We start from the raw sequence: 24,706 nt of genomic DNA, 5'->3' as shown, positions 1-24,706 counted from the left end.
AGAATTCCAAAGTCAAACGTTCCTCTGAATTTTCAATGGTCTAACTAAACTGGTGGCTCCATTGACACTCTTCAGATTAACTCTCGAATAAAATACGGATAGGATTCGGAATAGCCAACCTGATTTTGAAAACGAATGAAGAAAAAGGTGAATTGGTAGGATAATCGGGTAAAATTTTGTGAACTAAAATCCGGACAATTGAAAGGTTTGTGCAAAAGCATTCCTTCGGAGCAGGCCCATCAAACCTACTTTGTCATGCTGGATGATTTCAGTTTTTGCTTCTGTAAAACCCTTGTCTTCTCCTTGTAAAATTTCCGATTGGCATAAAAACCAAAATTCTTTTTTTGGAAGATTTACGCTGGCATAATTTTAAGACTTTAAGGGTAAAAGAATGGTGAATTCCGTTCCAACGCCCTCCTCACTTTTAATTTTCAATTCTCCGCCATGTGCTTTTACAATATCATTGGTAATGCTTAAGCCAAGCCCAGTGCCTTCGGTCCCTTTCTTTGTTGTAAAAAATGGTTGAAGAATTTTGTCTTTGATATCCTCAGGGATACCGGAGCCGTTGTCCTGAATACTAAACAAGAGGCTGCGGGGATCTTTCCGGGTCTTGATCAGCAGTTTGGGTGAGTAGGTTTTGTTCTTTGATTGCAAGGATAGGGCAATCAGTTTTTCCCGCATGGCATCCCAAGCATTGTTGCAGAGGTTGATGGTGGCCATGCTCAACTCTTCTGCAAAGACCGGGATTTCCCCAATTTGGTTGTCTAGCTCAAAATCGATTTCAACCGGAAAGGGTTTTTTTCCGGCTTTCATTCCATGGTAGGAGAGCAATGCGGCCTCCTTGATCAGGTGGTTGAAATCTGTCAGAATACGTTTTCCGGATCCACTTCTGCTATGCTGAAGCATGGAGTTGATGATTTCATCTGCCCTTTTGCTGTGTTCATTGACTTTGGACAAGTTGGTTCTTACATCCCTTAGAATCTCAAAGGCCAATTTTATCGACTCAATTTTGTTTTCCTTTTCCAACAGTGCCGCTGCCTCGTTCACTAGTTCAAGACTGAGTTCGGAGAAGTTTTTGACAAAATTCAGCGGGTTTTTGATCTCATGCGCAATGCCGGCTGTCAGCTGACCAAGCGAGGCCATTTTTTCAGATTGGATGAGCTGATTCTGAGCCGCTTTCAAATCTGAAAGTGTTTTTTCCACCTTGGTCTTAGCTTCTTCCAATTGCTCAAAATCCTGATACCTTGCATAGGCAATTGAGAAGGATTCTGCCAGGGATTTGACCAGTTCGAGTTCGCTTTCGGAAAGGGGTGCCGAATTTCCTATGTAGAGCATACCCTGGGAAAAGGGGACAAAATGGAGATCAAGGGATTCAGGAGGAGATGCAGCACCCTGGTAAGTTTCGGGATTTTGGACTTGTCCCAATTCAATCATCGAAGCGAGCCAGTTGGTGAAATCAACCTTGTTCCAATGTTGCCTGTAGATCTTGTTTTTCTTCCAAAAATCCACGGCTTTGGTGGTGAGCTGGTTGGAATTGAAAACAAGATTCAATACCCCAAGAGAATGTCCTTCGGGTGAGGACAAATAGACTTGGATTTTTTTGTCCTTTTCGTTGATGATAAAGACTCCGCATCGAAAAAATGGTACACCCAAAATTCTAAGTTCACGCCAAATAAGCGGTGTGATCCGATTTAGATCAGTAGAGTTACGCATGGAGGCTATCTCCGCTCGGAGCCGATCCAAAGAGGACTGCCTTGTTGCTTCCTTCTCGCGGGTTTCAGCTTGTTGGATATCCTTAAATCGGGTATAAGCTTGTTCGAAAACTGCCCCAAATCGCTCTAGAACCGAAAACTTTTCTTCGCTCAAAGGTTCATTACAAGTCACAAACAAAACTCCGAACTCAGAGAAACTTTCGTACAAATGGACCTGATCTGGCGCCATCATGTTACGTTTCATGGCTATTGGAAGCCGGCGTAGGTCTGTTTTGTAAAAAAGGAGATTCTCCCAGCTTTTTTTCAATTCACCGGAAAGCTGATAGTAAAACCGAGATTTCCGCTCCATCCATGCCTTCATAAAAGCGTGAAATGCAGGGTGATCCAGAAAGGGAATCCGGAAGTGAAAAATCTCGTCTGCTGCTTCAGGATTGGCCGTCCACCAAGTAAAAGACTTTTCTTCCGGAATGAAAATCAAGATACAACTTTGGATAAATTCCCTGTTTAAGGATCTGAGTTCCTCAAAGATTTTGGAAAAAATCCTGTTCATATCCGAGGATTGTTTCATGGTGACAGCCTTAGTGCGGATTCGATCCAGTGCGGCTTCGATTTCCAACTCCCTGTTTTTCTGTTCCAGTTCTGCAGTCCGTTGATTTACTAAATTCCTTAACTGTTGATTTTCCAAGGTGGTCTTTTCAATGGAAATACTTTGACCCTCTCTTGTTTTGGAAACTGGAAAAGAGGAGTGTCGATGGATGATTTTCCATTCTTGGTTCTGTTGCTCCATTAGAGTGGAGGCCCGGAATTTGGCATAAAACCCCCAGTCAGATTCCCTGAGGACATAGATGTCGCATCGTTCGTGAATCAGAACAAAGTGATCCAGGTGCTGGTACCTGATGCTGCGGTTTCGCATTTCCACCTTTCCAGCCACCTGATCAATGGTGTCTTGAAGGAATCGGACTGCATCTTTTTTTCTGAAAAAATCCTCAGCTTCAGTACTTCCCACCTGGGTATAGTTATGTCCCAGGAGGGAGATCACTTCTTCCACGTCCCCGTTGAGGTAGTGATCCCAAAAGGAGTGATACACCTCCATGGACTCCAAGTCCATGTGTTGTTGGGTTTTCATTTTTTTGGAAAGATCCGGTTTCAAATCACGGACTCGAAAAAACGCTGCTGACCTTCATGACTTGGAAAAGTGTCGGGTCTCCTTGCTCCCTTCGACTTCAGGAGCATTTATTCATTGCAATGTATTCTATGGGGGACTTGGTAAAAAGTCCTGCTTTTTACCGGAAAAAATCTTGATCCGGCATATCGGCCAAAATTCTATCATCATTTTTTGAAGTTTAAAACTTCTTTAACGGGTGAAACGGACAGTATTTCTATTGCCCGTAAGAATCGGACTCGAAAAACAGAACTTAATTCTATTGCCTAGCGCTACTTCAGAAACTCCATTTCTACCACTTGTTTGAAAATGGAAAGAAATGCTCTGATCTAATCCTTATACTAATTTACCCAACTCTGACTGTCGAGGCAAAGTGATTGTTGAGTTTATGAAAATGAATTTTAGCGAATTTTACTACACAGATCCTAATACATTACAGGTGGTAAAATGGTAGTGAGGTCAGGAGGCCAGTAGGGGTAAATGGACGGTAAAACGGGTAAATTGGCCTTCCACTGTCTCCACCTTCAACTCCCCTCCATGCGCCTTCACAATATCATAACTCAGTGACAAGCCCAATCCTGTTCCCTGCCCGGTGGGCTTGGTAGTAAAGAAGGGCTGAAAGATTTTTTCTTTGATGGCTTCGGGGATGCCGGGGCCGTTGTCTTTGACGGAGATTTCAATAGAACCCCCCTGCCCCCTTGCTAGGGGGGAGTAGGTGCTGCTAACCGTTACAATTGGTAGATAATCCGGCTTAGCAGTTCCTGATTTGACTCTTTCATTTACAACTTAAAACGCATTGTTATACAGGTTGAGCAGAACCTTGCCGATATCTTGGGGAATGACCGAAATCCGTGGAAGATCAGGATCCAGGTTTGTCTGTAACTCAACTTTGAAATTGGGATCTTTCGCCACAAATGACTGGTAGGTCATCCGAAGGAAATCATCTGCCAGCGCATTGAGGTCCGTTGGCTCTTTTTGTCCGGAGCCTCTTTTGCTATGCTCAAGCATTCCCTTCACAATGGCATCCGCCCGCTTGCCGTGGAGGGCGATTTTTGAGCTATTCTCTTTCAGCAAGTGAGCTAGCTCTTTTACCTCTTCTAAATCCCCTTTCTCAATTTCTTCTAGCTGCTCATCAATCAACTCACTGTTAACCTCCGAGAAGTTATTCACAAAGTTCAGCGGATTTTGAATCTCATGGGCGATGCCTGCTGTGAGTTCACCTAGCGAGGCCATTTTTTCTGCATTTATCAATTGCTTTTGAGTAGCCTGCAATTCAGTCAATGCATTTTCTGCGTTTTTTCTGGCCGCTTCGAGCTCCCTGTTTTTCAATTCCAGTTCAGCCGTTCTTCTTCTCACGGCTTCGCGAAGCTCCAGATTTTCTTTTTCTATCTTTTCGGCTGCAAGCTGTTGGCCTTCTTCGGTACGATGGTCTGGAAACGAAGCATGGTGATGAAGAACTTTCCATTTGCTATCGATCATTTTCACAATACAGGAAATCCTGGCGCGGCCATAATACGTCCAGTTGTCGCCAATAAGAACATACACATCACAAATTTCCCGAACAACCACACTATTATCATCCAGGGACTGTACGCTGATATCCCTGTCTCGCATTTGAATCTTATCTCTTAGCTGGTCGGCAGTGGCGGAAAAATAGGCCACCGCCTCTTGTTTGCTGAAAAAAATTTCCCCGTTGGCCGAACCGAAAATGCTGAAATCATCCGCCAAACTGGAAGCAAAACTTTCCATATCGCCTGAGAGATTAGAGACCCAAAAGCTGTTATAAGCCTGGATCAACTCACTTTCCAGTTGTTTGCTTAGTTTCTGTACCATGCGTTTAATTATGTCGGTAAATGAACCGTAAACTCCGTCCCCTCATTCTCTTTCGTCTCCACGTTAAGTTCCCCTCCATGTGCCTTTACAATGTCATAACTCAGTGACAAGCCCAAGCCTGTTCCCGAACCTGTTGGCTTGGTGGTAAAGAAGGGCTGGAAGATTTTGTCCTTGATGGAGGCGGGGATGCCGGGTCCGTTGTCTTTGACGGAGATTTCAATAGAACCCCCCTGCCCCCCTGCTAGGGGGGAGTAGGTGCTGCTAACCGTTACAATTGGTAGATAATCCTGCTTAGCAGTTCCTGATTTGACTCTTTCATTTACAGCATAAAACGCATTGTTGATCAGGTTGAGCAGTACCCGCCCGATGTCCTGAGAGACCACTTCCAGTTTGGGAAGATTTGGGTCAAAGTCGGTTTTAAAGTCCGCCTGGAAGGTTTTGTCCTTGGCCCGAAGTCCGTGAAAGCTAAGCCGGAGGCATTCGTCGGCTAGCTGATTGAGGTCGGTGAGTTCTTTTTTGCCTTCGCTTTTGCGGCTGTGTTCCAACATTCCCCGGACAATGGATCCGGCACGTTTGCCGTGGTGGTTGATTTTGGATAGGTTTTCTTTGAGTTCGGAAGCGATGTATTTTACTTCCTCCAAATCTCCTTTTTCCAGTTCCTCATTCATTTCATCCACGAGTTCGGCACTGACTTCGGAGAAGTTGTTGACGAAGTTCAACGGATTTTGAATCTCATGGGCGATGCCGGCGGTGAGTTCGCCTAGTGATGCCATTTTTTCTGCTTGGATGAGTTGGGATTGCGTGGCTTTGAGTTCCTTCATAGCCGATTCCACTTCTGCTTTTGCACTTTCCAATTTCACAAAATCCTCATACCGGGCATAGGCGATGGAAAAAGCTTTAGCCAGTGCCTGTACCAATTCCAATTCATTTTCTTCCAAGGGATTCACCGCTCCCACATAAAGCATCCCCTGTTTGAAAGGAACAAAATGCAAATCGAGCGATTCGGGGGGTGCCGCTGTCCCCTGATAGGTGCTGCTGTCCTGGATTTGATCCTGCTCCATTAATTGATTGATCCATTGGATAAAGTCTTCTTTGTTCCAATGCTGACGGTAAACCACATCCTTGCGCCAAGCCTCCACCGTCTGAATGGTGAGTTCGCTGGCGCTGTAGGGAAGCCTCAAGACCCCAAGTGAATTGCCATCTGGGGAAGAAAGGTAGGCTTCGACCAGTTCCTGCTTTTCATTGATTATAAAAACCCCACAGCGGATAAACGGGACACCCAGTACGGTTAGTTCTTTGAAGATCAGCGGGGTAATTCGGTCAAGATCATCCGCATTCCGCATGGAAGAAATATCTGCACGAATCCGATCCAAAGAGGCTTGACGCATCGCTGTACGGGCACTTGCTTGTGCATTTTGAAGGTCCTGAAAACGGGTATAGGCAAAGGAAAAAACTGTGGTTGCTCTTCTCAGCAAGTCCCAGCTTTCTTGGGAAATTTCACCCGGTGCAGCTGCTCCGATATACCCGTTTGAAAATTTGTATAAATGATAGGTGCGGTCCGGAATGGTATCTCCATAGAAATTGCTGGTCCCGAACAAATTTGTTTTTCCCTCACAGTAGAGGATCCACTCAAGTCGGTTTTCTCCTCGCATCACAATGGAGGTCTTCTCAGCCGGGGAATGGAAAAATTCCCGCATTTGCCTGCCGACCCAGGTTTCTTCCAGTCTAATCGTCATTTGATCGGTTACAGCCTTGGCGGGATTCGCTGTGTTCTTGATGGTAAACCAACATTCTGTCAATCCGCTGCTTGCATCATGAATATAGATGGAGCTGGTTTCCAGTTCTTCCACCCCCAATGCCCCCATTTCTTCCCGTAGCAGTTGGGCAACTTCTATGAGTTCATCCGGGCTTTGCATGGCCAGCGAACGGGAGCGCACTTTTTCCAATGCTGCTTCTATCTGAGCTTCCCTAGCCTGTGCTTCTGCTTTTTGAAGATCGAGGAACCTCCGGTAGGTTTGGCCAAACACACTTGTGAATCTTTTGAAAATTGCGGCCCACTCCATTGGAAGGGGTTCATTGGTAAAGGCAAAAACGGAACCCTCTGAAAAATGAAAATCGCTGTGAATTTCTTTGGCAGGCAATGCCTTCAAGCTAAATTGAGTAGGATAGTACTTTGAATTATTAATTGCTTGATAGTAGTTGATCATGTCCTGGCCCGTCAACTCATAGGAATAAAATGGTTCTTTATTCGACCAGGAAGTTCGCTCTCCCACAAGCATGGGATGCATGTTGATTTCCAGTTTGCCAATAACCAATGTCGCTTTTTCAGTGGGGTTAGACTTGGCTGTCCAGACTTCTGAAAACTCGCTATCACTATGAATCAATATACCGCAGCGATTCGTTGTGACACCCAACTTCACCAGTTCATCAAATAAAGCAGCCACACTCTCGCCCACATCCGCACTGTTATGCATGGCCATGGTTTTGGCTCGAACCCTTTCCAATCCCGCTTCAATCTGAGCGTCTCTTGCCTGGGCCTCTGCTTTTTGCAGATCGAGGAAGCGTGTATAGGTTTGACTAAAAACTTTGGCAAAGCGAACCAGTAACTGCATGGTTTCAGTGGGCATCGGTTCATGCGCACTGATGAGCAACAAGCCCTGGGAAAAGAATGCACCATGGTGTACTCTTCTTCCTTTTATTTTAGAGGCATCAATCGGCATCTTCACCACATCCCTCACATATGCAACCCATTCTTTCAACGCCTCACCCGAGAGATCTACCATGATGCTGTCTTTACCCTCCTTCCACGCAGCAAAATATTGCCCAATGGTGGGCCCATGAATAGACGCATCAAAATGAAGTGCCAACTTGCTACCACTTTGGTCAGTCGCCCACCATTCAATAAGTTGCGATTCTTCTTTAATAATGCCAATTGCAATGCGGTCAGGAATTTTTCCCAGCTCTGCAAACTGTTCGAACAGCACCTGCGCAGTTTCAGGCAACTGCTCACTTTTGTGCATGGCCATGGTTTTGGCACGCACTCTTTCCAATGCGGCTTCTATTTGTGCTTCGCGTGCCTGGGCTTCTGCCTTTTGCAGGTCGAGAAAACGGGTGTAGGATTGTTCGAAGACCCTTCCGAAACGTTCGAGAATTTCTAATTCGTCCTCGGATATAGGGTTTAAACTCACCGTTTGTAGTCCACTATATTTAAAGAAAGTAAAGCCAGCTACATATCGTTCGAGGGCTTTATTCGCTTCCTGAACGTGCTTTGGAAATCGCCGGAATTCAGTTTCGGAGTAGAGGTATTCATCGTAGATTTTTTTTTCTTTTCCTTCTATGGTGTAGACAAATCGCTTTTTTTGTGCTTTCCAGGCATCCCACATGGCGTGATGAAAGGGATAATCCTCAAACTTCATGTAATAGGATTCCGGATCTTTCCCCGTTTCAGGATTAGCTGCCCATACCGTATTACTCATGTCCTGCTCATCGATAAGATTGATGATACAGAAGGTAAGTGTAAATTCAAGCTTGGTGAACTCAGTGAGTAGGGTATCCACCACTGCAGATAACTCGGAAGAGTGATGCATCGCCAAGCTGCGCGATCTGACTCTCTCTAATGCGGATTCTATTTTCGCCTCTCTGGCCTGTGATTCTGCTTTTTGGAGATCGAGAAAGCGGGTATAGGTCTGCTCAAACACTTTTGCGAAACGTGGTAAAATCTCGTTCAACTTCGTTGGGATTGGCTCAAGACTAATGGCCTCAAGAAAACCATATTTCATCGCCGACAAAGAGAACATTACATAGCGTTCTGAAAGAATTCCTCCTTTGACACTTTCAGGCATGTTTTCATGTGGGGTATTGGCAAACATCCATTGATCATAATCAAGCTTTTCTTCATCCCGTAGTTCTGTAGTCGATAATTCAATTTGTTGCTTATAGACGTTCCAGATTTTTTCTGCTAACGGATGACCTTGATTCGGAAGAAAAATGGATTCAGAAAAGATTCGCTTTTCGGGAGTAGTGTACCACACGTTAAAACCACCTCTTGTTTCATCGGCAAGAGATATCGAAGCACCCCAACGGGCAAATCCCAAATGGTGCATTTGCTCAAAAAGCTCGAAAGCTACTTCAGGTAGTTCATTACTCTTTTGCATGGCCATCGTTCTTGACCGAACTCGCTCCAGTGCCGCTTCTATCTGTGCTTCAATAGCCTGCGCTTCGGCTCTTACCAAATCCAGGTACCTTCGGTAGGTTTGTTCAAAGAGTGAACTGAACCGTTTGGTAATGTGAATCAGTTCGGGTTGAAATTCCTTGGGACTGAACGCATAAAAGAACCCATGCTCGAAAATGAAACAATGTTGGATCTCTCTTTCGGGTAATTGTTCTAAAGGAATCTGAATTTTATAGTCAGGTGCATTATTCAGCATTTGATAATAATCCAGCAAATCCTGTCCTTCCAAAATGTATTGATGAAAAAGAACTTGCTCCTTCCAAGCCTTTCGGGCACTTTTCAACAAAGGGTGTGAGGCCATATCGATGTGGCCGATATGAATCTTAACTTCTTCCCCATCTTTTCGAGCCGTCCAAAGCTGATTGTTTTCGTTGTCATGATTCAGGATCCCGATTCCAAATCGGGTTCCTTTATCCACCCCAAGAGCGGTGAGTTCACTGAACATCTTGACAACACACTTCCCCACGTCCTCGCTGTTGTGCATGGCCATAGTCTGTGCCCTGACTCTTTCGAGCGCAGCTTCCACTTCCAGCTCGCGGTTTTGGATTACAATTGCTTTTCGCTTTTGTTCCAGTTCTGCGACAGTTTCTTCAAACAGGATCTCAGTGGTACGTTTTGCTTTTTCAGTGCGATTGAGTTTGAATTCTGTTATTTCAAATTCCTTTTCAGCTTCCTTCAAAACCTTCAAAGCGTCCTCCCTTTGCTCTGTAGTGAGTTGATCCTGCCGGAGGATTTCCAAAATGCGTTGAAGGTGCTTATTCATGGTTTTGAGGCAAGCTTTTGTGGTTGGCAATCCATTACTTTTCCTTTAATGCTACCCAGCAGCACGTATTGGCATGAAACTCATTGTTTCCGTTAGTAGTCCTGCCAAATTCCCCATAGGTGAAGAACCCTGCCATGGGTACATTAAAAACGTTTCTAACGCCATCTATTTCTTCCCCCACCAGGGGGCCAAATTGACCCAACCTGCCAATGCACGAAAACATCAGCAAGGCATCCACTTCTGGTAATTCTTCTTGTTTTATTTTTTCTGCTTTTTGTCTTACTTCTTCAATCACCTCAAAATCCGGAGCGATAGTCAGACGTATCCTGTCTCCTTCATGTATGTCGCCAAGCGGCAGAAACGATTTATTATTCCAATCAAAAACACCCAAACCCCGTAAAACCGGATCACCTTGGTCGCGGGCAACGCTGAACACAATGGCCTCTTTGGGATAATAAGTTTGCGCTTCTTCGGGTGTTAAGTGGAGCCCCAGGAATTTCAACACAATTTCTGCGGCCGGCTGATGGTCAATTTCGTAAACCCATTTGCCAACAACTTTGGTAACAACCCGCTCCGTGCCCATCGCTTTTTGTCCGGAGGCTGCCTCACCTCTCACCAGAACTTTGTCACCATCCAAAACCAGCAGGAGAATCCCTCTTTTGGTTGAAAATTCATGATTGAATACTACCGTTTCATGAAAATCAAAATCATCGCCGGCCCGGCCACCCCATAGGATGATGTTCTTACCGGTGACGGACTCGATGGATTTTACCACAGGGTCTTCCATGGCTGGTCCGGATTCACCCCTTACGTCGGCACTGACTGAGATGATAATAGAAGGGTTTTCAAAAGTCTTTTTTGCCAAAGTCGCTATCTCCCGCGCTACCTCCTGAGTGTCTTTGTCACGGTAGTCCTGCAAGAGTACTCTAAAGTGAGCCGGATTCATGTCCACCAGCAGGATGGCAATAGAACCTGCTCCAATGTCACCATCTATGAATTCACCTCCGGTGGTAGCTCCAAAAATCTGAATATGATGCTCCATCAGTACTTGCCGGACTGAGTCAATGTCCTGTTTGATGGACATGAATACAAATGCCAAGGTAGGTTTAAAACCATCCTGCATACATTTATCTAAACCGGTCTTTATTTCTGCAGGAGAGGTTCCTTTGATTGATTTAGCCTTCATTTGTTCAGTTTGATTATAAATTTTGCTCCGTAGTCGATCGATGTTTCCACCGACAACTCTCCACCATGCGCCTTGATGATGTCATGAGTGATGCTTAAGCCAAGGCCTGTGCCTTCAGTGCCTTTTTTGGTCGTGAAGAAGGGTTGAAGGATTTTGTCTTTGATCTCGTCAGGAATACCGGGACCATTGTCTTCAAAGGATATCCGAACCTGACCATTTTCCAGACTTGTTGTTACCTTCAATTTCGGATTGTACTTGACCGTTTCAGAATCTTCGGCCTTCCGTCTTTTGTCTTCCGTCTTTAAAAACTTCTCTCGCATCGCATCAAAGGCATTGTTGCAAAGGTTGATCACCACTCTGGTAAAGTCTTCTTTGATCAGGGATACAGGTTCCAAAGAAGGTTCTAACTCCAGCTGGATATCCACGTCGATCGGATTTTTATTGGCCCGCATGCCGTGAAAGCACAGGTTGACATATTCCTTGATCAGGGCATTGAGGTCTGAAGGGGCCAATTTGCCGGAGCTAGCCCGTGAATGCTGAAGCATGGACGTTACGATTCCATTGGCTCGGGTTCCATGGTCATGTACTTTTTGGAGATTAGACTTAATGTCCTCCAGTATTTCGTCCACCAAAGTTTCATCTCTTGTTTCCTCGCTCTTGCTCCTTTCTTCTATTACCTCCTCGATCATTTCAAGGGAGACTTCCGAAAAGTTATTGACAAAATTCAGCGGGTTCTTGATCTCGTGGGCGATCCCGGCAGTGAGCTGGCCCAAGGAGGCAAGTTTTTCCTGTTGGACGAGTTGGGATTGGGTAGCCTTGAGTTCGGAGAGTGCGTGTTCCAAGCGCAGTTTTTCTTCGAGTAATTCCCGTTCCTGTCTTTCTTTCGCTTCCAAATCCAAAAAGCGTTTGTATGCCAGTTCAAAAACCAATGCGCAGCGTTTCTGGAGCATTTGAGTTTCCTCGGTCAGATTTTCATGGGAAACCATCAACAGCGCCCCGCCTGAGAAATCAGAAAAATGGTAAAACTGCTTTTCCGGAGGAAGATCTCCCCAATAGGCAGCGATCTTCGGTGCGTTCCTTTTTATTTCGGCCAACCATTCTTTCAACTTTGCGCCCTTTACTTCGATCGTGTACTCAGTGACCTCGTCCTCGTAGAGTTTCAAAAACTCCTTGGCCAAGGCTGAATTTTCAAGGCTGAACGTGGCGACACCTTCGATTATATGATCTCCCGCCCGAAATGCATACCAGGAATCAAATGTGGGAGAACCGGCAGAATACAAATGGACCACGGATGCTTCCAGGTCTTCCTGACCCAGAATGCCCATTTGGTCCCGCAGGACTTTGGCCACTTCACCGAGTTCGGTGGAGGATTGCATCGCGAGTGCTCTTGCGCGGATTCGCTCCAGGGCCACCTCAACCTGCGCTTCCCTTGCCTGTGCTTCTGCTTTTTGAAGATCAAGAAAACGAGTATAGGCCTGCTCAAAAACATTGGCTGAGCGTCGCAATAAGGTTCTTGATGACATGTCCGCCTCTCCATAAGTAACCATCACTAATGCTCCTCCAGAAAAGTCGGCAACAGACCAGTTGCCTTTCAGTTTATCTAAAGGCACTTCATTTAGGGATTGAATGATGGATGCGTACAGTTCGGGGGCTTGTCTTTTCAAGGCCTCAAACCATTCCAGCATTTTTTCTCCTTCATTTACCAGGACATAGTCTTTGGTTCCGTTGGTATAGTGGTGTAATAATTCATCAATAATGCGAATACCCTTTTTGGAAAAGCGGGCCTGCGTCTGAACAATATCACTATCGGATCCAGGAGCTTTCATGGCACTCCAGGATTCAAATGAGTGTTCTTTGTCGTACAAATGAATAGCGCAAACTTCCAGATCTTTTTGACCAAGCAATCCCATTTGTTTTCTCAATTCCAAAGCCACTTCTTTTAGCTCCTGAGAGTTGTGCATGGCCATGCTTCTGCTTCTTACCTTTTCCAAAGCTGCTTCAATCTGAGCTTCCCTTGCCTGAGCTTCGGCTTTTTGCAGATCGAGAAAGCGGGTATAGGTTTGATTGAAGACGGTTGTGAATCGATCCACAATCCCTTCATGCACTTCGGACAAGGGAGAAAGACTGCTTGCTATCAAGCAACCGAAATCATCCGAAGAAATGGAGAGGTGGATTGACTCTACCGCTGCCATATCTGCTTTGATGAAATCAGGTAGTTGAGCCAATTCGGTTTGCGAAAACCCATAGGCATCCCAGCTCTTTTTTTCTTCCCCTGCCAAAAGGTAATGCCACTTTTTCCGCTTGGTACGCCAACCTTCCAAGTACGCCAGGTGGGAAGGATGGGAGTTGTCCGCTACCAAAAAGCCATTGTTGGAAAGCAGGCCTTCCTTGCCGGTGAGGTACCAGGTGATACCCAAAGTCTGTGGATTGACTATCAAAATAAGGCAGCGGTCAAGTTTTGCATCCAATTTGACCAGTTCTGTAAACACGATATGGACGACCTTACTCAAGTCTTGGGAACTATGCATGGCCAATGAAGTTGACCTGACTCGTTCCAAGGCGGCTTCTATTTGTGCTTCCCTTGCCTGGGCTTCCGCTTTTTGGAGATCAAGGTATCGGCGGAAGGTCAAAGAAAAAACAGAAACAAATTTCTTCATTATCTGCTTTTCACTCTCTGAATGTGGTTGTAAAGAATTTGTCCAAATTGCTCCCTCACCGAAGAAGTAAGATTGAACATGTACATCCGGAAGATCTGTTATAGGTTGCTCTAAATAATGAGGTGTTGTATTTAACAAGGCAATGTATTTTGCCTTATCCTCTCCGGCCAGCCAGTAATATTGAAACTCCTCTTTGGTTTTAAATGCTTTGAATAGTTGTCGCCAAAAGGGATGCAACCTCATATCAAAAATCCCAATAGCTCTTAATGTGATTCCCTCGGGCAAATGGGTTACAGACCAAACTTCCTGTGTTTGATCCGGGCTAATTATTGCAATACCTCCCCGAAGATTTTGAACTCCTAATTTTTCCAACTCAGTAAAAAGTGTTGCAGTTGCCATACTTACATCATTGCTGCTATGCATGGCCATCGTTCTTGCCCGAACTCTTTCCAATCCGACCTCTATTTGTGCTTCCCTTGCCTGGGCTTCTGCTTTTTGCAGGTCAAGGAAGCGGGTGTAGGTCTGTTCAAACTCTTTTGCAAAACGCCTGAATACGTCATGAGCTTCTGGCGCCGGCACAAGGGTAATAAACAGCAGGTATCCATATTTGAAATAGGCAACATGGTCGATTTGGTACTCGGGCACTTTTACCAAATTGGACTCGATGGTTTCCTCTTCATTTCCGGAAATTGAAAGGGTAGCCAAATACTTATAGTGTTCCTTTATTCGGTCTCCTCCAAATTCCTCAATCCACAGGGTTTCTCCCCGCTGACCCGCCTCGTAGTATTTCAAAAATATATTTTCCCTTGGCGTTTTGTAGGTGGGGATTGTGCCTTCCAAGTTGCTGAACCATTCGGTTGAATCCTCCTCGTTGTAAATATTAAAGGCGCAGCCTCGGGTAGGAATACCCAAGTCCACCACCTGTTTGTTGAGCAGATAGGATACTTCAGCCAATTCCTCGCTGCTTTGCATAGCCATGGTGCGGGCACGCACACGTTCCAACGCTAATTGTATTTGCGCTTCTCTTGCCTGGGCTTCTGCTTTTTGAAGGTCTAGGAAGCGGGTGTAGGTTTGGTCAAAGACTTTAGCGAATCGAACAAATAGATCGACATCCTTGAAGGGCTGAGTCGTGATGATAAGCAAATAACCGTGGGTGAAATATGCGGCATGCCACCGTTGCCAGCTAGGGAACTGTATTCCAGCTTCCAACATGCCTTTAAAAATCTTTCCTGCAGTTGGTAAAGATACCATAATGTCATAATGGGCCTTTAGTTCCTCACCTCCAGCCTCTTCGATATATAGTTCCTCACCTTGTTGCCAGGCCTCAAACATGTGACGAGTAACCGGTTCCTTTTCATTCGGGACAATAATTGGAGGCAGAAATTCACCTTCGGCACTCATCCATGACTCCGAATCAGTTTTATTTTCATTTAACAACGTAAAGCCGCAAGCAAAAAGATTTCCACCCAACTCTTTTAATAGCTGAAACATCAATATTGCTACGCTCAACAATTCATCACTATTTTGCAGCGCTATAGTTCGGGAGCGAACTCTCTCCAACGCTGCTTCAATCTGTGCTTCTCTTGCCTGTGCTTCTGCTTTTTGCAGGTCTAGGAAGCGGGTATAAGTTTGTTCAAAAACTTTGGCGAAGCGTTTGAAAGTATCATGCATTTCTGGGAAATGCTCAGGAGTAATGAAAAGCAGGTTGCCGTGTGAAAAATTCGCAATATGATCAATTTGAAAAGTTGGAAATGGAATGCCTGCATCCAACATATTTTGCAATAGCTCTCCCAAAACAGGAAGTGATAACATATACCTGTAATGGCCAGCCTGATATTCGCCATCCTTTTCATATACATAAAGTTCATCGCCTCTCTTTCGTGATTCATTGAAGGCCATAAAAATCGGATGTTCCGTCAACGGAATTTTGCAAGGTGGAAGAATATCACCATCAGCACTTCCCGGATACCATATACATTCTTTGTCATCAATTTCAAAAATGTTGAATCCGCATTGAAATTGAGGCACGCCTAATGCTTTCACTTGTTGGAAAAGAAGACCTGCCACTTCAGGCAGTTCTTCACTTCGCTGCATGGCCATTGTTCGTGACCGAACTCTTTCCAATGCCGCTTCTATCTGCGCTTCCCTTGCCTGTGCTTCTGCTTTTTCTAAATCCTTGAAACGGGTATAGGTTTGTTCGAATACTTTGCCGAAGCGCATAAGTATAGCATTATCGGCATCAGAATAAGGTTCGGTAGTAAATCTATCTATGTAAAGCGTGACGTTTTTCAGAAACACATTGGATACGGTATAGCCAGGTGTGCTGAGTACTAATTCCAATGCCTCGGCAGGCAAATTGGGGATGTGTTTGCCAAATTCAGAAACGAAACTATTTTTCTCCGCGAATGCCATGGTATAGGCAAGCGTATCCAGTCCTTTTCGCTTCGCATCGTTCCATGTGTTCCAATAAGGATGATCAAAATAGGGAATATGCAGCAGGGTGGGAGAAAGATTGGCCAAATCAGCAGACCAGATGTGCCAGTCCTCACTTTCCCTATAATCCATCGCAAAGGCTGCTCCGTAAAGATCGATGCCCAGATGTAAAAACTGCTCATAAATCACCTGTATCACATCACGCAATTCATCACTTTTTTGCATGCCTACGGTACGGCTTCGTACTCGTTCCAGCGCAGCTTCAATCTGTGATTCTCTTGCCTGCGCTTCGGCTTTCTGCAGATCAAGGAAGCGGGTGTAAGCCTGCTCAAACACCTTAGCGAAACGAGGGAATATCTTCTCTTCTGCATATGGCTGTAAAGAGGAGACAAGGAGATAACCATACTTGAATGAAGCACCATAATCAATTTCCCAGGAGGGGTGACCCAGCTCTATGCCCTTCAACTTCAAATCGTCCATTACCGTCTTTACCGATGGCAAAGCAAACATCAGTTCAAAGTGGCGGGCTATATAGTCAGACGGAATTTCAATGGAGAAGAGTTCAACTCCGGCTTTCCACTGGTCGTATCGGTAGCGGTGAATGTAGTCAAGGTCAATAGGCACCTGGAATGGCGTCATCATATCGCCTTCGCCCAAGCCATGCCATTGCTCAACCACGTTTTTATCTTTGTCGCACAATACAATGCCAAAGGCAAAAAGCTCAGCTCCCAACAATTTCATTTGGTTGAACATCACCTTAGCTACTTCGCCTAGTTCCTTACTATCGTGCATCGCCATGCTCCTGGAACGAACCCGTTCCAGTGCAGCTTCAATCTGTGATTCTCTTGCCTGCGCTTCGGCTTTCTGCAGATCGAGGAAGCGGGTGTAGGTTTGCTGAAAAACTTTTGCAAACCGCAGCATAATATCAAGTTGTTCTGCAGATAATCTAGTGCCGCCTACAATCAATAAATAACCTTCTTTGAAATAAAAATTATGAAGGAACAATCTTGCCGGTGAAATGGCAATCAGTTGTTCAGCGTTCAGAGTAAAGTTGGTACTGCGTTCCGCAATAAAGGTTTGGTGCTTAATGGTTTCTTCTTCATCCATTTCAACCACATAATGAGATGTTCCCTTTTTCCAGTTTTCAACCACACGTTGGAGATGAACCGTTTCATTATGCGGAATGATAACCGGAAGGGACATTATTTTTTTTGTGGATGGATCAGGGGTATAATTCAACCCGTTTTTTTCTTGCTTATCCATTAACACAAACCCTGCAGTTAGACTTTCTATACCCAGCTTTTGCAATTCTGAAAAAAGAATTTCACCAGCCTCAAGCAACTCATCGCTTTTGTGCATGGCCATGCTTCTGCTACGTACTCGTTCCAATGCCGCTTCTATCTGCGCTTCCCTTGCCTGGGCTTCGGCTATTTTCAAATCATTGAATCGGGTGTAGGTCAGGTCAAAAACCCCTGCGAATTTCTCCAGGAGATACAAGGCCTCTTCATTCAGCGGTTCAGGGCTGGTGAGGATGAGCATTCCTTTGGAAAAAAAACCGGCAGTTTGAACCCTTCTCGAATGAAGGTAGGCTTTATTGAAAGGGATTTTTATTTCCTCATTCAAATAGTGAAGCCAACTTTTCAACTCCTCTCCATTCAAATCTACTACAAGGGATTTCTCTCCCTTTTTCCAGGAATGATAGGCTTTGGAGAGCGTGGTTGGTTCGGAAATGCGTCCGGAAAATTTGGTGCTAAGTTTGTTCCCTCCCTGTTCGGTGACCCAAAAGTCAATAGTATGATTGTCTTCATTGACGATCCCAATATTGATGCGCTCATGAGTCACACCCAAGAAATTCAACTGCTCGAAAAGGACATAGGCTGCATCCGCTAGTTCATGGGAGGAATGCATGGCCATGGTTCGACCTCGCACTTTTTCCAGAGCCGCTTCTATCTGCGCTTCCCTAGCCTGTGCTTCTGCTTTTTGGAGATCAAGGAAGCGGGTGTACACCTGCTCAAAGGTTTTACCAAATCTTTTCAGTACAGCAATTTCCTCATTCGTATAAGGAATATTAGAGTAGTTCTGGATGGCAAGTGCAATGTTCTCCAAGAACACCACTGCCCTGTAGAAGCCGGGGCTTTCAAAAATTAACTTCTGTCTTTCTTTGGGAACATAGGTGATGTACTTAAAGAAATGCCTGAAGAATTCATTCTTCTTCTCAAATGAAAGTTTTTGTATATGGAAACTTAATTTTTTTTCCTTGGCCTCTTTAATGGAATAGAAAATAGGATTATCAAAGTAGGGAATATGCTGATAGGTGGAGTACGGCTGACCGGGCACGGCTGTCCACAGATTCATATCATCGCTGGCTTTGTAATCAGGGTCGAACTGGGCGGAATCAATATTGAAGTTCAGAAGGCGGAATTGTTCAAACACAAGCTGGATCACTTCTCTCAGCTCTTCGCTTTTATGCATAGCCATACTGCGTGACCTAACTCGTTCCAGAGCCGCTTCAATCTGCGCTTCTCTTGCCTGTGCTTCTGCTTTTTGGAGATCGAGGAAGCGTTTATATGCCAGATCAAACGTTGCTGCCATTTTTGGAAGAATGAATTCCATTTCAGCCGGAGGGGGTTGAACAAAATCGATATTCATTTTTCCTCTTTCCAGAGAAACTGTGGGAAGCCACAAATGCGTTATTTGGCCTGACTCCAGAAAGCGAAGGAAGTTGTCCGCATTTTTTGGATCGAAAGTCCGAAGAAAGGCTTCACACCTCCATAAGTCATCCTGATCCATTTCCACCACACAATATTTGTCTTTGAAATTCCAAATCCTGTGAAACCAGAGATCGGAATCCGTTTCCTCTAAACGGAATTCAAAGTCCAGGTTCAGATAAGGACCTTTTTCCGATTCCAGTAACTCCGTTATATCCCAGACTCGGACGTTGCCATTATCCTGTTCCAGGTAGATGGTTGCCGCAGAAACACCTTGTAAATCCAAAGCAACCATAGCATCTCTGATGGACACGGCAACTCCGAGGATTTCTTCTGAACGGTGCATCGCAAGCGCTTTAGCACGCACTCTTTCTACTGCCACTTCAATCTGCGCTTTCCTTGCCTGTGCTTCTGCTTTCTGCAGGTCAAGGAAGCGGGTGTAGGTTTGCTCAAATACCTGGGCAAATCGTATGAAAATATCATGCGATTCCGGAACTGGTTCATAGGTAATAAAGAGCAGAAACCCTTTTGAGAAATAGGCCTGATGCATAATCTGGAAGGTAGGTAGGGGATGACCAGCCTCAATAATTGAATCCAGAATTTCACCTACCACCGGAAGCGTGCGCATATACTGGTAGTGTCTCACCAATTTGTCGCCCCCCATTTCCACCACATGAAATGCTTTACCATCTTCCTGGCCCTTTCGCATTTCAATAAATAATTCATCTTCCGTAGTGGGAGCTGTAAAGGGGGGCTGCAACACGCCTTCACTGCTCATCCAGAGCGTAACCGATGTTCTTTTATCATCAACCCAAGTACAATAACCGGCACTCCAGGCAGGCATTCCAAGTGATTGCACTTGTTGAAAAAGCAAATTGGCTGCATCTGGAAGTTCGTCACTCTTCTGCATGGCCATTGTTCTTGCCCGTACTCTTTCTAGGGCCAATTGTATTTGGCTTTCTCTTGCCTGTGCTTCTGCTTTTTGGAGATCAAGAAAGCGGGTATATGCCTGACCGAACGCATTTGCGAATCTTTTAAAGATCTCATTTTCCTCATCGGTAAAATGGGTTGTACTAAACCTTCCAACTTCAAACCAGGTATCCTTTAAAATTATATAAGATGAGACGGCACTGGGTTTGCTGAATCCCAGAGCTTTTACCTCAGCGGGCATCTCTTTATAGACAGTTTCTTTGTACTGATGATCCAGCCATTTGCCCAATTCTCTTTTATCCAGCAGGAGTGTAAAAAAATTAGTACCATCCTTCTTATATCTTTCAAATTGTTCAATCAAAGTTCTAAATAGAATGTGCTCTGTATATGGAATAAATACCCGTTGGGCAGACTGATACTGACCTGGCATAATAACCAGCTCCCAGATATCAATACCTTTAGAAATATCTAATCCATTTGCCCCGAAATTGACCCATTCATTGTCAAAACCAAGGTGTGCGAATTGTTCCCCGATCACACTAATTACATCTAAAAACTCCTCCGGCTTTTGGATGGCCATGGTTTTAGCCCGCACTCTTTCCAGGGCCAATTCTATTTGTGCATCCTTTGCCTGTGCTTCTGCTTTTTGGAGATCAAGAAAGCGCTGGTAGGTCATTTCAAATACTCCAGTAAACCTTGCCAAGAGTGATTCTTCTTCAGCGCTCAGGGGTTCTCCACAATTGATGTTGAGATAGCCATGAGAAAAATTGCCGCAGTAAAAATGAACCGGATCGGGGACAGTCGATGAGGAGCTAATTTCTGCTGCCTCCTGATTGTTCATATAAGGAATTACAAATTCATTTGCTCTTTTTAATAGTTCGCCGCCTACTGGCTGATGACAAACAGGAACGCGCTGTTTCCAGGCCTCATACCTGGCATCGATGACGGGCTCACCTGTAAGTGGCAGGTAATAGGGCTCTTTTAGAAAACTCCCATCCGGCCTAGTGGACCAAGCGCGCTGTAGGTTGTTAATCTCATCAACTTCTACGTATCCGCATTCAAAAAAATCCTGCGTTGCACCTAGTGTTTTTAGTTCCTGATATAATACAACTGCCACTTCTGCCAACTCTTGGCTTTTGTGCATGGCCATTGTCCTGGCTCTCACCCGCTCCAGGGCTAACTGAATTTGAGATTCTCTGGCCTGTGCTTCGGCTTTTTGAAGATCGAGGAAGCGCTGATATAGCCTTACAAATTCCGTATTGAACCTAAGAAGTATTGACTTTTCCTCTTCTGTCGAGGGTCGGTTATGATCATACCCCAAATGTCCAAACTTAGAGCAGGCTATTGCGGTATATATTCCATCAGGAAAATCTTCCTGGAATACTTTTGCACCTTCCGGAAGTTGCGAGAAGATTTCATCATAGATTTTGAACACTTCGGGCAACAACTCTTTTGGGCAATACATGGTGTCGATAGTGTCATAAACGCCTGATTTCCAACGATCCACCACGTCTTTCCAAATATTCATTGCATCCATGGAGATGGTTTGCTGCGCCAATACTTTCTGTCCGTGCCTGCCTGTTTGGCGATAAGTGAATGTGTTCCGTTCTACATCTATAAAACTTAGGAAGGTATAGACGGGTGAAATGGCCAGCACTTCGAATTGCTCGAATAGGACTGACAATACCTCACTAAGATCATCCGAATTGTGCATTGCCATAGCCTTTGATCGCACTCGCTCCAGTGAAAGTTGAATTTGCGATTCCCTGGCCTGTGCTTCGGCTTTTTGAAGATCGAGGAAGCGGGTGTAAGTCTGTTGGAATACTTTTCCAAATCGCATCAGAATGGCATTTTCTTCTGCGGTAAAAGGAGTTTCTGAATAATGCTCGATATATAACCCCACATTATCCAGCAATACGGTGGAGATGGCCAGTCCCGGCTTGCCAAAAATTGCTTGCTGCGCTTCTTCCGTCAATTCCGGAATCCACTCGAATAGATCACTGTAGAATTTGTTTTTTACTTCAAAGGGCAGCAGGTTGGCAAAGAAAGATGCCCGATTGGCTTTGGCCTCGAGATAACTGTTCCAATGCGGGGAATCAAAATAGGGAATGGTGATCTCAGTTGGCACTCCTTGTTGATGGTCTGCCAGCCAGATATGCATGTCATCCTGTTCCTTATAGTCCAGTATGAATCCGGCATGTTCGACATGGATATTCAAACCCACAAATTGGTCAAACACTACCTGAATGACTTCTTTGAGTTCCTCTGTATGGTGCATGGCCATGGTCCTTGCCCTTACCCTTTCGAGGGCCAACTCGATTTCTGCTTCGCGGGCTTGTGCTTCTGCTTTCTTCAAATCAAGAAACCGCAGATAAGTCATTTCAAAGACCCGGGTGAATCTTGCTATCAATGATTCCCCTTCAGCATCTAAAAGTAATCCGCAATTAATTGCGAGGTATCCATGCGAAAAATTTCCGCAATAGAAAACAACAGAGTCAGGGACTTGGGTTCTTGCAATTTCTTCCGCTTCTTTTGAATCGAAATAAGGAATTGCAAATTCAATGTGTCGCTTCAATTGATCACCGGCTACTACTTGATGAAAAATCGGAATCTGTTGCTTCCAGGCTTCGTACCTTGAATCGAAGATCGGCTCACCCGTTAAAGGGAGGTTAAACGATTCCAATAGATTTCCATCCGGCCCTGTCATCCATGCGCGCTGTATCTTATTTGCTTCATCGATTTCAACATACCCGCATTCAAAAAACTCCTGCGTAACTTCTAATGAAAAAAGTTCTTTGTACAGCATCACAGCAACTTCGGTTAACTCTTCGCTTTTGTACATCGCCATGGTTCTTGCCCGAACTCTTTCCAATGCCAATTGAATCTGTGATTCTCTTGCCTGGGCTTCCGCTTTTTGGAGATCTAGGAAGCGGGTATAAGTTTGTTCAAAAACTTTGGCGAAACGCTGATTTATATTGTGAATATCAGGTTGAGGTTTCGTTGTAATCAAATGCAGATACCCCTGCTTAAAAAATGCCGCATATTTAAATTGGACTGTTGGCAATATAATCCCTGAGTTTTCAATTTGCCCAAAGACTATTCTAAAAGAAGGTTGCGACATTAGCCAATCATAATGTCTGGTTAATACCTCTCCCTTCACTTCTACTTCAAAAACCGATTCTCCCCGTTGTGAAGCTTCATAAATACCCAGATGGCTAGGATCCTCTTTAAAAGGAAGTAAAATGATAGGGAATAAATCTCCTGTACTCATCCATGCCTCTTCCAAATCAACTTCGGGCCTCCAAATACCAAACCCGCATGACCATATTTCGAAGCCCAATTCCTTGATTTGTTGAAAGAGAATTGTTGCCGTATCCGCCAATTCACTTGAATAATGCATGGCCATGGTCCTTGCCCTTACCCTTTCGAGGGCCAACTCGATTTCTGCTTCGCGGGCTTGCGCTTCTGCTTTTTGCAGGTCGAGGAAGCGGGTATAGGCCTGATTGAATGCAGCGGCCATTTTCAAGACGATGGTTTTGGTGTCCTCAGAGGGAGGGCTTACCAAATCGACACCAAGGAGTCCATCCGAAATTCTGGCACAAGCAGTCCATTGATGGGTTAAAATCCCCTTTGCCAAAGCTTCTTTAACCAGGCTGGCAACTGTAGGATTGATTTCTTCCAACTCATAAACGCCCCTCTTCAGTTTTTCGAGGGGAAAATCGGCCACAAAGTAGTTCAGGTCAGTTTGACGGAAAACTTCAAAGGGTTCTCCCATCAATTCATACTTCTGGAAGTCGTATTGAAGCGAATAGCTATTCTGATCTCCGATATTTCCAGGACTTGAAAAATCCCATGCTTTCACCCATCCATCCTTATCGACCAGGTAAAAGGTAACACCTGTCAGGCCTGGTACCTGGAGTAATTGGAGTTGGTTCAATATTTCTTTATTTACCTTATCCAGGTCATCGGGATGGTGCATGGCCATGGATTGGGCACGAACACGTTCCACAGCTACTTCTATCTGCGCCTCCCGTGTCTGGGCTTCTGCCTTTTGGATATCCCGAAAACGTTGATATGCCAAGGAAAAAACCTGGTGAAAACGCTTGAACAATGTCAATACATCCTCAGCCATGGGTTGGTACAAAGTCAACCCAAGGCCCCCTTCCCCAATGGACAAAAAGCAATAGTCCAATTGGGTGGCTTCGTCCAAAAACGGATCGGGAAAATGGTTCTCTTTTTTGCGATGGGAACGAAATGCCTCGAGCTCTTTGCCACTTAGTCCACCGATAAAAAACCCGTCCCGTGAAGCCAGCATTTGCCTGACCATGCCTTGCTCCACAGGACTTTTGAGGTATTCTGTTTTTTCTACTGCTGTTTTATTGTATGCGGTGAAATACTGATAGCAGAGGTATTGGCCGATCGTTTCATCTATGATTGCGGTCTGAATATTTCGGATTTTTTCCACTCCAAATTCCTGCAACCGGTCAGAAATTTCACGGCAGACCTCCAGCATATCCTCCGGTTTTTTCATGCCCATGGCGACGGCACGCACTTTCTCCAGTGCTGCTTCGATTGCCAATTCCCGGTTTTTATTTTCCAGTTCTGCCGTGCGCCGCTTGACCGCATCCCGGAGTTCCAGGTTTTCTTTGCTGATTTTTTCGATGGCTAGGGTCTCGCCTTCCTGCACACGCATATCAGGAAGCGATCCATGCTGCTGAGTTACTTTCCAGCCTTCTTTGGTTTCTCGTAGTAGTGTTGATATTCTGATCTTTGAATAAAAATTCCATTCAGAATCTATCAGTACATAAATATCACATTGCTCATTGACCAGTATCAACGGGTCCACAGGAATTACATCAATTTGCCTGTTTCGCATCTCCACTTTTCCCACGACCTCATGCAGTTGGGCTTTCAAAAATTCGATTCCATCTGCTTTCGAATGGCAAACTTCAGCTTCGGAAGTTCCAATCATTTCAAACCGATCATCCAAGGTGGAGGCAAAGGTTTCCAAGTCTCCTTTGGTGTAGCTGTCCCAGTAGATTTCGTAGGCTTTTTTTGCCTCGTTGAGTTTGTTGATACTTGGCTTCATAG

6 protein-coding genes are annotated in these 24,706 nt (G+C 44.9%); all 6 read right to left on the bottom strand.

The window, feature by feature from the left end; all coding sequences use genetic code 11:
• Positions 1-369: 369 nt before the first annotated feature.
• Positions 370-2,838, bottom strand: coding sequence for an ATP-binding protein (locus D0X99_RS00365; RefSeq protein WP_147392167.1), 2,469 nt, complete (start codon positions 2,836-2,838; stop codon positions 370-372).
• A 495-nt stretch (positions 2,839-3,333) separates the two neighbouring features.
• A complete protein-coding gene (locus D0X99_RS20560) occupies positions 3,334-3,609 on the bottom strand; it encodes a sensor histidine kinase (protein ID WP_262696706.1) in 276 nt (91 codons plus the stop codon).
• Positions 3,610-3,660: 51 nt separating this feature from the next.
• Positions 3,661-4,707, bottom strand: coding sequence for a nuclear transport factor 2 family protein (locus tag D0X99_RS20555; RefSeq protein ID WP_233553613.1), 1,047 nt, complete (start codon positions 4,705-4,707; stop codon positions 3,661-3,663).
• 8 nt (positions 4,708-4,715) lie between these two features.
• Positions 4,716-9,701, bottom strand: a complete 4,986-nt coding sequence (locus D0X99_RS20715) for a sensor histidine kinase (protein ID WP_317133420.1) — start codon at positions 9,699-9,701, stop codon at positions 4,716-4,718.
• Between the two features lie 34 nt (positions 9,702-9,735).
• A complete protein-coding gene (locus D0X99_RS00345; protein WP_119475664.1) occupies positions 9,736-10,887 on the bottom strand; it encodes an FIST signal transduction protein in 1,152 nt (383 codons plus the stop codon).
• Positions 10,884-24,704 (bottom strand): ATP-binding protein, encoded by a 13,821-nt coding sequence (locus D0X99_RS00340; protein WP_119475663.1) that lies wholly within the window; start codon positions 24,702-24,704, stop codon positions 10,884-10,886. Before D0X99_RS00340 ends, D0X99_RS00345 begins: the two co-directional genes overlap by 4 nt.
• Positions 24,705-24,706: the final 2 nt, after the last annotated feature.

Source organism: Algoriphagus lacus (assembly GCF_003583985.1).
Taxonomy (GTDB): Bacteria; Bacteroidota; Bacteroidia; order Cytophagales; family Cyclobacteriaceae; genus Algoriphagus; species Algoriphagus lacus.
This window is presented reverse-complemented; position numbering and strand designations above follow the sequence as displayed.

What these genes read in the sequence shown, in the direction of transcription:
- D0X99_RS00345 (WP_119475664.1), bottom strand. Translation starts at nt 10,887, where the DNA reads ATGAAGGCTAAATCAATCAAAGGAACCTCTCCTGCAGAAATAAAGACC.
- D0X99_RS00365 (WP_147392167.1), bottom strand. Translation starts at nt 2,838, where the DNA reads ATGAAAACCCAACAACACATGGACTTGGAGTCCATGGAGGTGTATCAC.
- D0X99_RS00340 (WP_119475663.1), bottom strand. Translation starts at nt 24,704, where the DNA reads ATGAAGCCAAGTATCAACAAACTCAACGAGGCAAAAAAAGCCTACGAA.
- D0X99_RS20715 (WP_317133420.1), bottom strand. Translation starts at nt 9,701, where the DNA reads ATGAATAAGCACCTTCAACGCATTTTGGAAATCCTCCGGCAGGATCAA.
- D0X99_RS20555 (WP_233553613.1), bottom strand. Translation starts at nt 4,707, where the DNA reads ATGGTACAGAAACTAAGCAAACAACTGGAAAGTGAGTTGATCCAGGCT.